This is a genomic window from Sorangium sp. So ce1335 (assembly GCF_051521615.1).
Taxonomy (GTDB): domain Bacteria; phylum Myxococcota_A; class Polyangia; order Polyangiales; family Polyangiaceae; genus Sorangium.
This window is the reverse complement of sequence record NZ_CP150363.1, coordinates 849,362-862,991: the sequence shown is the minus strand read 5'-3', so window position 1 is coordinate 862,991 and position 13,630 is coordinate 849,362. Positions and strand designations below refer to the sequence as shown.

Genomic DNA, 13,630 nt, shown 5'->3' with positions numbered 1-13,630 from the left:
AGCGCGTTTCGTGATCATTTCCACGAGCGCGCGAGAAAGGCACACTGCGGTCAGGAAGCACTCCGCCCTCACGAAGCGGACTGCGCGCCTCGGGAACTGCCGTTGACGGACACGCATGTCGACACCGCTCTCTTTTCGCCGGCATCGCGTCCGGCGGTGACGTGGCGGTGTGGCCGGGCGCACGGCGGAGCGGCGCGGGGGGCCTTCAGCAGGGGCGTGCACAAAGGTTCCATCCTGCGGGGCGCGCGGCGTGGCACACGCGTCGCATCGAGGCCGGGCGAGAGAAGCGGTGAGGATCCCGCGTGAACCCCGGTCGGCCCGGGGCACGCACACACACAAAGAGCGTCGCGGCGGAGCTCGGGGGGGCTCCGCCGCGGCGCTCGTCTTGTGCCGTACCGGGTTGTGCCGTACCGGGCGGACGCTCGCGAGCGCCGACCCGAACGCCCACCGGAGACAAAATGAAAAAAGCGCCTCGCGGACCTGGGGGGGGAAGGTCTCCGCGACGGCGCTCGACGTCCAGTAGAGCAGGCTCTGTGCCGAGCTGCCCGAAACGAAGTTTCAGGCAGTTATCGTCATGCCTCCACGCCCCTGTTGCATCCTTGCAAATCAAAATTGAAATCGGATGCAGATCCGAAGGCTGCCACCTCCGGTCAGACGGGCTCCACATCTGATCTGTCCTGGGCGCACAAGACAGGTGTGCGTTACGAGCTCAGCGGTCCCAGTACCGGCAGACCGCCTTCACGCCGCACCCTTCGCAGCGGACCGGATCGCGCCGCGACGGGCACTGCTGGAGCATGCCGAGGTGGCAGAGGGCGAAGTCGTACTTGACCGGGTCCGCCGGGTCGAAGCTGCGCAGGGAGGCGGTGATCTCCTCGGCCGTCTTCCAGGTGGCGCCACGGCGGTCGGTGAGGCCGATGTTGTAGCCGAGCTTCTCGATGTGGGTGTCGACCGGGATCAGGAGGGCGGACGGGGGTACCGGCCACAGGCCGAGATCCACGCCGTCGGCGGGGCGGATCATCCAGCGCAGCAGGAGCATGAGCCGCTTGGCGGCGCTTCCCCTCTCGGGGTCCGGGAGGATGTGCGCTGCCCCGCGGTCGCCCGGGCGGCGGTCGAGGCCGCCGGCGCGCCGGATCGCGCGCACCCAGGCGCCCAGGGCCTGGCGCAGGTCGCCGGTGCGCGAGAGCTCGGCCGCGAACGCGGCGCCGAGCGAGCCCGAGGCGCGCTGCACCCGCCGCGCGCCGACGAGGAGCGCGGCGACGTCGCGGTCGCGGTAGACCCGGTGCCGGAAGCCGCGCAGCCGCGCCGAGACGGCCCGGGGATCGTCGGCGGTGAGGGCGACGTCCGGCCCGAGGCGATCGAGCGCCTCGGCGATCTTGGCGCGCAGCGCCTTCACGTTGCCGAAGGCAAGCGATGCGGCGATGACCGCCACGAGCTCCTGGTCGGCCGGGTCCGTGTAGCGATGGACGAAGGAGACCGGATCCTGCGCGCGCCGCTCCGCGACGGCGCACCGCGCGCGCACCTCGTCGAGGGCCGCCAGGAGCGCGGCGCTCCGCGCGGCGCCGCGCCGCGCCGCCGTCTCGCCGGTCGCAGCGCCGCGCCGCGCCGCCGCCTCGCCGCTGCCGCGCCGGGGCGCCGTCATGTCGCCCCCGCGCCCGGCGCCGCGTCGGCCGCGCTCGGCGCGGGCTGCGCCGCCCGCTCCGGCGCCTCCCGGCCGTGCTCCAGCGCCGGAAGCGCCACGACGAAGGCGCTGCCGCGCCCGTCCTCGGTGAGCGGGCTCTCGACCCGCACCGAGCCGCCGTGACTCTCGGCGATGTGCTTCACCAGCGCGAGCCCGATGCCGCTGCCGCGCACCTGCCGCTCGCTCGCCCGCCGCCCGCGCGCGAAGCGCTCGAAGATGTGCTTCTGCTCGTCCGGGTCGATGCCCGGCCCCCTGTCGCTCACCCGGATGGCCACGCGCTTCGCCGGGCGCGTCAGCGCCGCGAGGCGCCCTCCGCCCCCGCCCTCGGCCTCGACGGCGACCTCGACGCGCCCGCCGTCCTTCGCGTACTTGAGCGCGTTGTCGAGCAGGTTCACGATCGCGAGCTCGAGCGCGCGCGCGTCGATGAGCGCCTCGGGCAGCCCCTCGGCGATCGTGAGCTCGACGCTCATCTCCTCGCGCTCGGCGCGGTAGCGGTACATGTCGACGGCCCGCGCCGCCACCTCGGCGACGCTCCCGCGCGCGAACTCGTAGGCGGCCTTGCCGCGCTCGACGCGGGCGAAATCGAGCACGTTCTCGATGAGCGCGGTGAGCCGCTCGCTCTCACTCACGATGATCTGCAGGTACTGGCGGCGCTTCTCGTCGTTCGGGACGCGGTCGCCGAGGAGGAGCTCGCCGAACATGCGGACGAGCGACAGCGGCGTCTTGAGCTCGTGGGACACGTTGGCGACGAAGTCGCTCTTCAGCGCGGCGAGCCGCCGCTCGTTCACGGAGGCGAGCACGACGATCGCGAGCCCCGCCAGGGCGACGAGGGCGGAGAAGCCGACCATCAGGAGCTCGATCAGCCGCTGCCGCTCCACCTTCTCGCCGAGCTCCTCGGCGGTGGTGAGCGCCATCTGGAGGCGCCAGTTGTAGAGCGTCGTCGGGAACGGCCGCCCGACGGTGAACTCGCCGCCGATGATGGGCGGGCCGAACACGATGCGGCCCTCCTCGTCGATGACGTTCATGCGGCTCTTCTCCCGGTCGAGGTCGCGGAAGAGGCGGGGCATCACCTCGTGGACGAGGCGCGGGACCTCGTGCCAGGCGACGACGAGGAACCGGCGGCCCATGTGCTCGCGCTGCCAGTAGCTGACGAGCAGGCTCTGCTGATCGATGACGTGGTGGAGGTGGCGGAGCTCGCTCGCGTCGCCCGAGAAGTTCATCTGCGGCAAGAGGCGCGAGAGCAGGAGCTTGCGGAAGGCGTCGTCCTCCCGCCCGGAGGCGCCGCGCGAGGCGAACGCGAGCACGTCGTGGGCCTCGTGGTCCATGTCGAGGACGAGGATGGCGCGCACGGTCGGCGTCTCGCGGGCCGCGGTGGGGAGCCACCTCCGCGCGATGACCGAGAGGTTCGCGACGTCGACGTGCGCGGCGACGACGTTGTCCTGCGCGATGATCAGCTTGTCGAGGCGGTCGACGCGCTCGTCGGCGAGGGTGAGCGTCGCGTCGAAGACGGTCTGCTGGCGGGCCTTCTCGATCTGCAGCGTCGTGCGAAGGGCGATCCCGCCGAGCACGAGCACGGCCACGACGATGGCAGGGACGAGGGCGAAGTACGGGACGCGATGGCGCTGCCCGGCCGAGGGGAGGAGGTCCATCGCTGCGCGCCGCTAGCGGGCGGCCCTCTTCGTGCCCGCGGTGACGAGGCCGGGCTCGACGACGACGCCGCGCGCCCCGACGAACTCGGCGAACTGCTGGCCGATGTAGGTGAGCGCGTTGCCGTCGCTCTCGGAGAACGGCTTGCCGTCGAGCGGGTTCGCGATCTCGAGGAGGCCGAGGTAGCGGCCGCCGAGCTCCACCGGCGCGCAGACGACGCTGCGGAGCTCGACGCCGGTGGCCTTCCACCGGTCGTCCATGGCGCGCTCGTCGCTCGCGGCGTCGGGCACGACGACGGCGCGCCTCGACCGCATGGCGGCCAGCGCGAGCGGCGCCCGCTCGGACAGCCGGGTGAGGAGCGCTGTCTTGCCGCCGCGCTGCCGTACGACGACGAACTCGCCCCGGTCGATGTCGAACAGCGACACGAGCCCGACGGCGCACGGGATCTTCTCGAGCGTGAGCGACAGGACGAAGTCGGCGCCGGCGAGCGTGTCCTGGACGAAGTGCAGCTCGCTGCACGCCTCGAAGAGCTCGGCGAGCAGGTCGTCGCCGGAGAGGCGCCCGTCCCTTGGCGGGTAGGACGAGCGCCTCCGCGGCGGCCGGCTCGGCGTGGGCGGGGTGGCCGCGGCCGGCGGCGGAGCGGCCTCGGGGCGGGCCGCTGCGCCTTGCTCCTCGAACGGCACGGTTGCCGGCAGCGGCGTCGCCGTGGCGGCGGGCGGCGCCCCGGCCGGCAGCGGCGTCGCCGTGGCGGCGGGCGGCGCCCCGGCCGGCAGCGGCGTCGCCGTGGCGGCGGGCGGCGCCCCGGCCGGCGGCGGCGGCGTGGTGCCGCTGGTGCGCGGGCGAAAATGGATCTCGGGCTCCTCCGAGCGCCAGTCCTTCCAGGCAAGGGTCGCGAGCGGGCCACGCAGAGGCCGGCCGTGGAAGACGTGATCGAACACGGCGATGTGGATGAACTTGCCCGGACGCGCGTCGTCGATGAGCTTCTGCGCCACCCCGAGCCTGTCGAGCAGCAGCGCGTGGACGAGATCGCGCGGGGTGCCCGTCGCGACCGCATAGACGAGCTCTCGGTACGTGAGCGGCGAGCGCTCGGACGGGTCCTCGGCCCGCTGCGACACGAGCTCGAACGCAGGCAACGCGCGCGGCGCGGGCGCTGGCCCGACCGCTCCCGCCGGCTCGGCACCCGCGCCATCCACCGGCTGCGCCGCGCCGTCTGCCAGCTGCGCCGCGCCGTCTGCCGGCTGCGCCGCGCCGTCTGCCGGCTGCGCCGCGCCGTCTGCCGGCTGCGCCGCGCCGTCTGCCGGCTGCGCCGCGCCGTCTGCCGGCTGCGCCGCGCCGTCTGCCGGCTGCGCCACGCCGCCCGCCGGCGCCGTCACGACGAGCGCGGTCCCCATCGAGATGAACGGGACCGTGGGCGCCGGCGCGCGCCTCGCCGCCGGACGCGCCTCCGGGTCGGCCGCCCCGGGGGACGCCGCCGCGGGAGCCATCGGCGCGCCGGGCGCGTCCGTCAGCGCCGCGTCGTCCGGCGCGCGCTGTACGACGTACCGAACGCGCGTCGCCGGATCGATCGCCCGGTAGCCGGTCTCCAGCAGATCCACAGAGAAATTGTTGAGCGGCCCGTGATCTCCGCGGAGCGCCCGGGCCTTCTGCAGCGCGGGCTGCCACTGCGCGGCCTCGACGCACACCTTCCTGCTCGGCTGAGCGTTCTGGCCTGACGACGAGATCTCGACGAACCAACGCATCGTTTGCGGTTCCCATCCGCGCTGGCGCTGACCAGGTCGCGCGCTCTGGCGCAGGATCTTTCTACTCGACGCGCGCGAGATGGGTCAACGCGCAGGCCGCCCGGAGAGAGCGCGGACAGCTTTACGAACCTCGCGGACCGTTGCAACCGTCGCGAGCGGCTGCGCCCCCTCGTCTCCGCGTGCTCATGCCCGTACCTTTGCGCGTGAGGCCCGAAATATTCTCACCCAAAGGAGAATCGGGCCTGTCCTGAGATCTTGGCGCCGCCGCGGCGAGGCGCCGCAGGAGAACCTGCTCGCTCACTGAACAGCCGCCGGGTGCCCCCGACCGCCACGGCGACACGAGCAGATAGGTGAGCGCGTGATACAGGCCCACCACCCGGCGGCGCGCGCGGCGGCCCAGGGGGAAGATCCGCGGGACGCGACTCTGCATCTCCGCTCGTACGCTGATCCACCCCCTGGGGGTGCGCCCCTGAGCGCTACTGCGTCCGCAAGATGACGTGGAAGCCGAACGGCGTCTCGACGACCCCGCTCAGCGCGCCGACAGCGACGCTCTCCACCGCCTGCTCGAACTCGCGCACCATCGCCCCCTTCGGGAACCTGCCGAGATCGCCGCCGCGCGCCGCGGCCCCCGGCTCGTCGCTGTACTGGGCCACGAGGTCCTCGAACCTCGCCCCCTGCTGCGCTCTCCTGAGCGCCTGCTCGGCCAGCGCGCGCGCCTCGTCCCGGCTGCGCGTCACGTGCGGCGGGGCGCGTCGTGAGCTCGCATACATCACGAGCAGGTGCTTGGCCCCCAGGAGGCCGGGCGTCGTGGGCGGCTGCGGCGCTGCGGCCGGCTGCGCCGCGGCCGGCTGCGCTGCGGCCGGCTGCGCGCCGTGCAGCGACTCCTTCGTGGGGGGCTCGCGCGGGCCGAGCGCCCGGTCCACGAGCCGCTTGAAGCGCGAGGCCGACTGGGCGCCGCTGAGGAAGTAGTCGTTGATCGCGAAGGACGGCGTGCCGGTGATGTGGAGGCTCGCGGCGAGCTTGCTGTCCGCCTCGACGGCCGCGCGGTGCGCGCCCGAGTCGAGCGCTGCCCCGAGCTTCGCCACGTCGAGGCCGATCGCGGCAGCGTGGCGCTCGAGCGCCTCGCGGCCGAGCCCGCTCTCGGACTGGTCCTCCCACAGGCGCTGCGCCATGGCCCAGAAGCCGGCTTCGCCCTTCTGCCGGAACGCCTCGACGGACGCCTCGGCGGCGAGAAGCGCGTGCTTGTGGAACGGGAGCGGCAGGTGCCGGAACACGACGCGGACCTTGCCCGGATACGCGGCGATGATCTCGTCGAGCGTGGGCTGGACGCGCTTGCAGAACGGGCACTGGAAGTCGGCGAACATCTGGATCGTCACCTTCGCGCCGGGCTTCGCCCCCTTGCCGGGGTTGTCCCTCGTCGGCGCGGGGGCGAGGACCCGCTCGGGCGGCGTGCCGGCCTTCGCGTCCTTCTGCAGCGCGTCGTAGACCTTCGCGGGCGGCGTGCCCGAGGCGACGAGCTTCGCGGCGTGCGCGAGCTGCTCGCCGATGAGGGCCTCGAACTTCTCCGCCGGCTGGGCCCCCACGAGCCGCCTGCCGTTGATGAAGAAGTGCGGCGTACCTTTCGCCTGGAGGTCGTCGGCGAGGTTCTGGTCGCGCTCGATGCGCGCCGCGTGGCGCCGGGCGGCGATCGCCTTCTGCGCGCGCGCCACGTCGAGGCCGAGGGTCCTCGCGTGGGCCTCGAGGTCCGCGTCCTCGAGGCTGCCCTGCCGCAGGAGCTCGTACGCCTTCCAGAACGCCGCGTCGCCCTTCTGCGCCCTGGCCTCGAGCGCGAGCTCTGCGGCGGGCTCGGCACGGCGGTGGAAGGGCAGCGGGTTGTGCTTGAAGACGAGGCGGAGCTGCTGGCCGTACTTCTTCTCGAGGCCGTCGAGGGTCGGGGCGACCTTGCGGCAGAACGGACACTCGAGGTCCGAGAACATGACGAGCGTGACCGGAGCGCCCGCGTTGCCCCGGGTCGGCGACCCGTCGACAGGCACCTTCCACACGGTCCTGTCGTCCTCGGCCGGGGCCGACGAGGGCGGCGCCGGCGCGCGCGCCCTGTTCTGCGCGGACAGGGAGGCGTAGAGGCGCTCGCGCGGGACACCGGACCGCCGCAGCTCCTCGGCCGCCCGGAGCTGCTCGTCGATGAGGTCCCGGAGCTTGTCGACGGGCTGCGCGCCGCTGATGAACACGCCGTTGATGAACGACGCGGGGGTCCCCCTGACCCCGATGGCCTTGCCCGCCGCGAGGTCCTGCTCGACCTTCGGCTCGTGCTGCTGCCGCTCGACGGACGCACGGAACGCAGCCCGATCGACGCCCGCCTCGGCGGCCCACGCATCGATCGACTCCGGCGTGAGCGCGCGCTGGTTGGCGAAGGAGAGCTCGTGGAACCTCCAGAACGCTTCGGTCCCGCCGAGCCGGAACACCGTCTCGGCGGCGAGGTGCGCCGGGCGGGCGTTCTTGTGGAACGGCAGCGGGTTGTGCTTCCAGACGACGCGCAGCCGCTCGGGCCCGTAGGCCTGCTTGAGCTGCTCCAGCGTCGCCATGTACCGGCTCGTGAAGGGGCACTCGTAGTCCCCCCACACCACCACGGTCACCGGCGCGAGCGGGTCGCCCCACCACGGATCGGCGCGGGTGACGGGCACGGCGGTGCCGGGGTCCGGCTCGGGCTCGGCCGCCGCGACGGCGGCGGGCGTGGCCGGAGGCGGAAGCTCGACCGTCTTCGCGGGCTCGACCGGCGGCGGCGTCGCCGCGCCCGGCGCGCACGCGGCGAGCAAGATCCAGAGGAACAGCAGGGAAGATGAACCGAACAGCGGCGCTCGCGCTGGCATGGGTCCCCTCGTGTGGCGTGGTCCGTCGAGGGATCCTACACGGACGGCAACGGCTCAGGCTGCCTAGTTCCCACGCACCAGGGATCCGACGAGAGATTTCAACGCAAACGCGCAAAGGCGCAAAAAACTAGCAATTTCATGCATTTTTGCGTCTTTGCGTTGAAATCTCTCTCCGCTCGCGAGACACAACCCTGGCAGGAGCTCTGACCCGAGAGGTACTCGCCCTGCGCCGCGACCGCCGTCCCGGCGAGCGCATCGCTCCGCCTCGTGCCGACGGCTGCGTCAGCACAAAAAACAGAGCGCCCATTCGACGGCGGGGGGGAGCCGTCACGGGCGCTCTGGTCCAGGTACTTAGCAGGACGCGGGCCAGGGCATTCTCCTCGTCGTTTCAGGGGGATCTCCCTAGGACGAGTGCCTACGTCGTTCAGACTTGCAACGGGCGCTTGCAGACCCGCCAGGCGAGCTGGAAGCGGGCGCCCCCGTCCTTGCTTCGGGCCACGCCACGGCGACGGGATTGCCGCCCGCGGACACGGGTGGCGGGCTCTTCCCTGGCTGACCCCGGCGCCTCGGCGCGCAGCTCCCCCCGCGGCGCGGGGCTCCGCCGGCTCGGGGCGCGCGAAAGTCGTGTAAAAGAGCCGCGTGTCACCGTCCAGCGCCGATCCCGTGTCCTCCGCGCCGCCCGGAGGCGCTCCGCCATCGTCCAGGCCGAGCAGCGGCTCGCCCGGCGAGACGGAGGCCGCCGCCTCCCAGGACGCCAGCCGTCCGGCGATGCCCCCCGGGCGGCTCGATCGCCTCGTGGCCGCCTGGCCGCGTGTCGATCCGATCCTGTTCGCCGTCTATGCGGGGACCTGCGTGCTCTATGCCGCGGTCGCGTTCTACGGGGCGATGCACCGGCAGACGGGCGGCGTGTGGTCGGCGCCGCTCGACGACGTCTTCATCCACTTCGACTACGCCCGCGCCACGGCGCGCGGCTACCCGTTCGAATGGTCCGAGGGCAACGGGTTCTCGAGCGGGAACACGAGCCTGAGCTACCCGTTCGTCCTCGCGCTCGGGTACCTCATCGGGTTCCGCGGCCTGCTCTTGATGCAGTGGGCCGCGATCGTCGCCTGCGCCTCCACGCTCGGCTTCCTGCTCGTGGGCGCGCGGCTCCTCGAGCCGATCGGGCGCTGGGCCAAGTACCTGCTGCCGCCCGTGGCGCTCTGCATCGGCGCGCTCGACTGGTCGCTCTTCAGCGGGATGGAAAACGCCTTCCACCTCGGCGTCTGGGCCCTCGCCACCCTCGCCACGCTCTCGGTCGTCCGCGCGGCCTCTGCGCCGCGCGCGCCGGGCGGCGCAGGCGACGGCGCCGCGGCGCCGCCCAGGCGCCTCGCCCGCCTGGGCTGGCTCGCGGGCCTCGCCGGCGCGCTCCTCTACGCCACCCGGCCGGAGTCGGTCGTCTGCGTCGCGGCGCTCGGCGTGTACGCCGCCGTCGCCGTGCGGCGCGCGCACGGCGCGCGCGCCGCGATCGCGACCCTGCTCCGGACGTCGGTCCCCGGCGCGATCGCGTGCGTCGCCCAGGCGATCGCCAACCGCGTGTTCACCGGCGAGTGGTCGGCGAGCGGCGCGATCGCCAAGCTCGCGCTGAACAACCCGTACATGACGTCCGAGGAGAAGTGGAACACCTACGAGTTCCTCGTCACCTACGTCATCGCGCGCAACACGAACCACCACTTCTCGGACGCCCTCCCCTGGGGCTGGGTCGTCCCCGCCCTCGCGCTCGTCCCCCTCGCCTCGCGCAGGATGCGCGGGATCGCCGTCGTGCTCTGGGCCCAGGTCGTCGGCTGGCTCGCGCTCGTCGCGCTGAACGGCCAGGTGCGCTGGCAGAACGAGCGCTACACGATGCCCGCGGTCGCCTGGCTGCTCGTGCTCGCGGCGATGGGGCTCGCGCTGCTCGTCGCGCGAGCCGCATGGGCCGCGCGGGACAGCGCGGGCGACCGCCCGGCGCGGCCCGAGGGCGCCCCGGACGGGCGCACTGCGCGGCTCGCCGCCGCGCCGGCGAGCGCCCTGGGGGCCCGCGGCCGCGTCGCCGCCGGCAGCCTCGCCGTCCACGGCCTCTGGATCGCGCGCGTCGCGCTCGCCCTCGCCCTCGCCGCGGTCTTCTGGGTCCACCAGCTCCCCAGGATGCGCGACCAGATCTGGTTCTTCGGCCGCGCCAGCCGCAACATCCGCGACCAGCACCTCGTCGCGGGCAAGGTGCTCGCCCAGCTCGACGTGCGCCGCGTCCTCGTCGGCGACGCCGGCGCGCTCCTTTACGCGTCGGACAGGCCCGGCCTCGACCTCATCGGGCTCGGCGGCTACCACGACCTGCCCTTCGCGCGCGCGGGCGTCCACGGCCTTGGCGCCTCGCTGGAGCTCGTCGAGCGCATCCCGCCCGACGACCGCCCCGACGCGATGGCCATCTACCCGGGCTGGTGGGGCGAGCTGCCGGCCATCTTCGGCAGGCAGATCGTCTCGGTCCCCGTCGTCGGGAACGTGATCTGCGGCGGCGCCGAGAAGGTCATCTACCGGGCCGACTGGAGCCCGTTCGCGCACGGCGAGCCGCCCGCGTCGATGCGCGCGGACGAGCAGGTCGTCGACGAGCTCGACGTCGCCGACCTCGTGAGCGAGCGGGAGCACGGCTACGCCTTCCCGAGGCCGCAGGCCGGCTTCGTCACCTTCAGCGTCCTCCCGGACCCGCGCGGGTCCGGGCGCGACCGGTTCGACGCGGGGCGCGTCATCCCGGGCGGCAGGAGCGAGACCGCCCGCCTGCGCGCGCCGCAGCGCGGCCCCGGCCGGCTCGTGGTCCGCACCGCGGCGACGCGCCCCGCCGCGATCCGCGCGACGGCGGACGGCCGGGAGCTCGGCCAGATCGCCGTCCGCGCGGGCGACGGCTGGACCGAGGCCTCGATCGACCTGCCCGAGGGCCTGCCCGAGACGTTCACGCTCACGCTCACGCCGGTCGAGGGGGAGTGGGTCGACCACCACGTCTGGGTCCTCGAGCGCGCCGCGCGCCCCGAGGCGCGCCCGCTCGCCGGGCCGTGACGTGCGCGCCGGCCTGCCCCGCGACCCGGCGCAGTGGGTCGCGCTCGCGCTCTCCCTGGCCGCGCTGCTCGCCGGCGCCTGGCGCCTCCGCCGCGGCCGCTCGCCCGCGGCGTCGCGCCCCGGCCCCGCGCCCCGCGCCCGCGCGGCCCCGGGCCTCGCGATCGCGGCGGCCCTCGCGGCCCTCGCGGCGCTGATCTCGGCCGCGTACGTCGCGGTCTACCTGCGGGGCGGCCCGCGCATCATCGACGCAACGAGCTACTGGCTCGAGGCGCGCGCGATGGCGGCGGGGTACCTCGCGTGGCCGGTGGACGAGCCCGCGGCCTCGGTGCTCGGCCGGTTCCTCGTCCGCAGCGACGCGGCGGCCCACGGCGGCGCGGCGCTCAGCGGCGCCGCCGCGAGCAACGCCGACCACGTCGCGGTCATCTTCCCCCCGGGCTACCCCGCCGTCCTCGCGCTCGGCTTCCTCGCGGGGGCGCCGCTCGCCGTGGGCCCCCTGCTCGCCGCCGCGCTCGTGCTCGCGACCCACGATCTCGCCGCGCGGTTCGCGCCGGAGCCCCCGGCCGCCGCCGGGGGCGCCGCGCGGCTCCCCTTCGTGCCGGTCGTCGCCGCGCTCTTCTCGGCGCTCTGCGCCGCGCTCCGCTACCACACCGCCGACACGATGTCGCACGGGCTCGCGGCCCTCTGCTTCACGGTCGCCCTGGCGTCGGCGCGGCGCGCGCTCGACGAGGTCCGCGACGGCGCGACGGGCGCGCCGCGAGGGCGGCTCGATCCGGCCGTCCGCGCCGCCGCCGTGGCCGGGCTCGCGGCAGGCTGGCTCGCGGCGACGCGCCCGCCGAGCGCGCTCGCCCTCGCCGCGGCGCTGCTCCTCGTGCTGCTGCCGGCGCGCGCGCGCGCGGCGGCCGGCGCTCGCGAGCGCGACCCCGCGCCGCTCCCTTCGCCGCGCCTCGGGAGGCTCGCCGCGGCGATGGCGATCGGCGCGCTCCCCGGCCTCGCGCTGCTCGCGGCGCACCAGCGCGCCGCGACGGGCGCCTTCGCCTCGTCGCAGGCCGCCTACTACGCCGTCTCCGACGGCCCGCCCGGCTGCTTCCGCTACGGCTTCGGCGCCGGCGTCGGGTGCCTCGGCGAGCACGGCGACTTCGTTCGCCATAACCTCGCGGAAGGATACGGTTTTCTCGCCGCCGCGGGCACGACGCTGCGCCGCCTGAAGCTGCACCTCGTCGACGCGCTCAACGCCGAGCCGCTCGCGCTGCTCGTGATCGCCGGCGCCGCGATCGCGCTCCGGAGCCCGCGCGCGCGCCCCCTCGCGATCGCGCCGCTCCTCCAGGTCGCCGCCTACGCTCCCTTCTACTTCGACGGCAACTACCCCGGCGGCGGCGCGCGCTTCTTCGCCGACGTCCTGCCGCTCGAGCACGTCCTCGCCGCCATGGCCGTCGTCGCGATCGCGGAGCGCGCACGGGCCGCGGGCGAGGGCCACGGCCTCGCGGGCCGGCCCCGCGCGCTCGCCGCGGCGCTCGTCGCGGCGGCGCTCCCGCTCGCCGGCTTCGCCTTCCGCGCGGGGTTCGACCACGCCGCGCTGCGCGATCGCGAGGGCGGCCTGCCCATGTTCGATCCCGCCGTCGTCGCGCGCGCGGGGGTCGCGCGCGGCCTCGTGTTCGTCGATACGGATCACGGCTTCAACCTCGGCTTCGACCCCGCCCCGGGCGACATCGCGGTGCTGCGCCACCGCGGCGACGCGCTCGACCGGATGGCGTGGGAGGCCCGCGGCCGCCCGCCCGCCTACCGCTACCGCTTCGCGATCCCGGACGGCGGCGGCCTCGCCTCCGCCTCGATCGCGCCGCTCGTCCTCGACGGCATCGGCAGCTCGCGCGACGCCACGTCCCGCGGCGAGGCCGTGCCCGGCGAGGCCGTGCCCGGCGAGGCCGTGCCCGGCGAGGCCGTGATCGAGGGCGAGTCGCTGTGGCCGCCGCGCGCCCAGCGCGGCGCCTGGGCATGGCCCGAGCACGCCGGCGGCACGTGCGCCTCGGCGGGGCGCCTCCTCGCGGTGCACCCGTCGGCCGGCGACGCCTCCATGGCGACCGGCGACGCCGTCGTGCGCGTCGGCCTGCCCGCCCCGTGGCTCCGCGGCGCCCGGATCAGCCCGCGCGTGGCGGTGTCGGGCGACGGCGCGGGCGAGGTGCGCCTCCTCGTGGACGGCGCCCTGATCCATGTGTGGCAGGTCGAGCCCGCCGCGCCGGGCTCCGGCGCGCCGCTCGCCTGCGCCGAGCTCCCGCCGCACCCCGTCCCCGAGCGCGCCGTCGAAATCGAGCTTTCCCTCGCGCGCCGGAGCGCCGCCCCCGGCGCCGCGAGCGCCCCCGGAAACCCGCGCCGCAGCGCCGGGATCGATAAAACCGAGGGAGAAACAGGCCAATCACGCCAATCACGCCAGGCAAGCCGAGCAAACAAGGCAGGTCGGACAGGCGAACAAGGCGCGACCAGCGGCCTCTTCGCTCTTGACGCGGTCCGGGTCGCCGGCGGGAATTCGGTTGACCGCTAGTCCCGTAACATGCGAGGTTTTCTTAGGATTCTGTTGTCATGCGGCCCCTGGACCGGCGCATCCCCGGGGCCCTGCGGTGAAGGCGGCAAGCCGAGCGCCGGCGGTG

6 protein-coding genes are annotated in these 13,630 nt (G+C 74.7%); 2 read left to right on the top strand and 4 right to left on the bottom strand.

Annotated features, from left to right (window positions below; genetic code table 11):
• Window positions 1-709: 709 nt before the first annotated feature.
• The 4 genes from WMF24_RS03100 to WMF24_RS03085 form a co-directional block, all read right to left on the bottom strand.
• On the bottom strand, window positions 710-1,639 hold the full coding sequence (locus WMF24_RS03100) for a TIGR02757 family protein (protein ID WP_437734840.1): 930 nt from the start codon (window positions 1,637-1,639) through the stop codon (window positions 710-712).
• A complete protein-coding gene (locus WMF24_RS03095) occupies window positions 1,636-3,327 on the bottom strand; it encodes a sensor histidine kinase (protein WP_437734839.1) in 1,692 nt (563 codons plus the stop codon). The genes WMF24_RS03100 and WMF24_RS03095 overlap by 4 nt, the downstream gene beginning before the upstream one ends.
• A gap of 12 nt (window positions 3,328-3,339) precedes the next feature.
• The gene (locus tag WMF24_RS03090) at window positions 3,340-5,064 is read right to left on the bottom strand and encodes a GAF domain-containing protein (RefSeq protein ID WP_437734838.1); all 1,725 of its coding nucleotides are present in this window, start codon (window positions 5,062-5,064) and stop codon (window positions 3,340-3,342) included.
• A 476-nt stretch (window positions 5,065-5,540) separates the two neighbouring features.
• The gene (locus WMF24_RS03085; RefSeq protein ID WP_437734837.1) at window positions 5,541-7,931 is read right to left on the bottom strand and encodes a thioredoxin domain-containing protein; all 2,391 of its coding nucleotides are present in this window, start codon (window positions 7,929-7,931) and stop codon (window positions 5,541-5,543) included.
• A 639-nt stretch (window positions 7,932-8,570) separates the two neighbouring features.
• On the opposite strand from WMF24_RS03085, the gene WMF24_RS03080 reads away from it, so the two are divergent.
• Both WMF24_RS03080 and WMF24_RS03075 read left to right on the top strand, forming a co-directional pair.
• A complete protein-coding gene (locus WMF24_RS03080) occupies window positions 8,571-10,991 on the top strand; it encodes a hypothetical protein (protein WP_437734836.1) in 2,421 nt (806 codons plus the stop codon).
• Window position 10,992: 1 nt separating this feature from the next.
• Complete coding sequence (locus WMF24_RS03075; protein WP_437734835.1) at window positions 10,993-13,524, top strand: hypothetical protein; 2,532 nt, start codon at window positions 10,993-10,995, stop codon at window positions 13,522-13,524.
• Window positions 13,525-13,630 lie beyond the last annotated feature (106 nt).

Excerpts from the sequence above, each read along its gene's own strand:
- WMF24_RS03100 (WP_437734840.1), bottom strand. The coding sequence starts at position 1,639 with ATGACGGCGCCCCGGCGCGGCAGCGGCGAGGCGGCGGCGCGGCGCGGC.
- WMF24_RS03090 (WP_437734838.1), bottom strand. The coding sequence starts at position 5,064 with ATGCGTTGGTTCGTCGAGATCTCGTCGTCAGGCCAGAACGCTCAGCCG.
- WMF24_RS03095 (WP_437734839.1), bottom strand. The coding sequence starts at position 3,327 with ATGGACCTCCTCCCCTCGGCCGGGCAGCGCCATCGCGTCCCGTACTTC.
- WMF24_RS03085 (WP_437734837.1), bottom strand. The coding sequence starts at position 7,931 with ATGCCAGCGCGAGCGCCGCTGTTCGGTTCATCTTCCCTGCTGTTCCTC.